2 protein-coding genes are annotated in these 1,847 nt (G+C 42.6%); both read left to right on the top strand.

All coding sequences use genetic code 11. From position 1 onward, the window contains the following. Positions 1 to 364: 364 nt before the first annotated feature. On the top strand, positions 365 to 1,216 hold the full coding sequence (locus tag LD39_RS12125; protein ID WP_035546867.1) for a dimethylarginine dimethylaminohydrolase family protein: 852 nt from the start codon (positions 365 to 367) through the stop codon (positions 1,214 to 1,216). Positions 1,217 to 1,353: 137 nt separating this feature from the next. Then, on the top strand, positions 1,354 to 1,847 hold a 494-nt coding region (locus tag LD39_RS12120), incomplete at its 3' end, for a DUF4397 domain-containing protein (RefSeq protein WP_035546864.1).

Here is a 1,847-nt window from a genome sequence, read left to right as displayed (position 1 = left end):
CAACTAACCTGCCCTATTCTTTAAGACTCAGTTTCGAGATAATTTGTTCGATTTAATCAAATATCAACAATCAACTTTAACAGAGAATTTCATAAAGAAATTCGCAGGGGGGTCCCCGACGAATAAAAGGACTCGTCAAACAAAAAATATAACGACTATAGGACTGGGGCAAAAGCTTCAATGGGTCATTATTACTGAACCTCCCCCTCCTTCCAGTCTATTTTACCAATTATTGTATAACGCTTACATAGAGTGTCTACGGGCTTTTGGTGAAAAAGAAACAATCCTTTACTAAGAAAGTTTGGTTTTATGTTTAAACCCAGGGGGAATTTACGAAAGTAACCGCAAGATGGAGGTTGTTGAAATGACGGGTATCGCATCAGATAATAAAATTCATTGCCAGACCGAATATTCAGTACTGAAAAGCGTTCTTGTAGTAAAACCGTCGTTTATGAGAATTACCGAAGTGATTAATGAAACCCAGAAACACTATAAAGAAGGTAATATTGACATTCCATTGGCTTTACAACAGCATGACAGGTTCGTAAATGTTCTCAAGGAACATGGGGCTGAAGTCACCCAACTTCCTGCACACCCCCGCCTACCTGAACAGGTATTTACAAGGGACATAGCGTTCGCGATTCACGATCAGCTTTTCCTTGCTTCGATGAATGAGGAAGTTCGCCAGGAAGAAACAACGATCTTAAGAACGTGGCTGAGAGACAGAGCCATTTCTTATCAAGAAGGAATTCCTGGTTCCATCGAAGGCGGTGATGTTGTAATTGATAGTTCAACCATCTGGGTTGGAAGAAGCAATCGCACCTCTCATCAGGCAGTTGAGGAGCTTCTAATGCGCCTGCCTTCCTTTAAAGTAGAACCGTTAGCGCTCAAGCGAGAGATTCTCCACCTTGATTGTGTATTTAATATCATCAGCGAAGATTTCGCACTTGTTTATCCTCCCGCTTTTACAGCCGAAGGTTTGAGTAGATTGAAAGCCAGATTTGATGTGATCCCTGTAACGAAAGAAGAGCAGTTCCAAATGGGACCGAATGTACTATCGATCGGTAATGGTAAAGTCATCAGTCTCCCCCAGAACGAAAGGCTCAATGAAGTCATGCAAGCGAGAGGGTTTCATGTTATTCCGGTTGATTTTTCCGAGATTATTAAATCCGGCGGTTCTTTCCGGTGCTGTACGCTCCCTCTCTTAAGAGAATAGAGTTCCAAAGAGGTTCCTGATAATAAAGGGCCTCTTTTTTTATGGTTCCTGTTTAATCCTCAGTAAAAATAGGTTCTCTTTTCTTAAAAATTGAATAGGCTTATCACGGGAGTTTTTTTCAAGAAAGGAGCCTATCCATGTATCCTTATGACAACCCTGATTTACTTGCCTGGCAAGCAGCGAAGTATGATTTACTGTCAAACTACTATAAGTATATCGATCCTCGGAAACATATTTACTTTTACCAAAAACATCTGGAATGCATGCAAAGATTGTTAATGAGCCAGCGAAGCGAGAATGGACGAATGCCAGGAATGCAAGGGCAAGCCAAGGTTCGCGTACTCCATGCCTCACCGGATGCTCCGGCCGTTGATGTGTATGTAAATGGGCAGCCTGCCTTGAAGGGCGTAACGTTTAAGCAGCAAAGTGAGTATTTAAGTGTTCCAGCGGGTCAGTATCAGATTGATATCTATCCGGCTGGTGAGAAGAACCAGCCTGTCTTAACTCAAACGGTTGGGGTTGAGGCTGGAAATATGTACACCGTGGCCGCTGCCGGACGTGTGAATGAATTACAGTTAATTCCTGTAGTAGATAACGACCGGGTTTCTTCCGGAAATGCCAAGGTCCGATT

This window comes from Halobacillus sp. BBL2006 (assembly GCF_000786645.1).
In the GTDB taxonomy this organism is placed as follows: Bacteria; Bacillota; Bacilli; order Bacillales; family Halobacillaceae; genus Halobacillus.
Note: the sequence above shows the minus strand (reverse complement) of the source record. Positions and strands in the feature narration are given on the sequence as shown.

Bases quoted from the DNA above. Each gene is read 5' to 3' on its own strand.
- LD39_RS12125 (WP_035546867.1), top strand. From the start codon at position 365: ATGACGGGTATCGCATCAGATAATAAAATTCATTGCCAGACCGAATAT.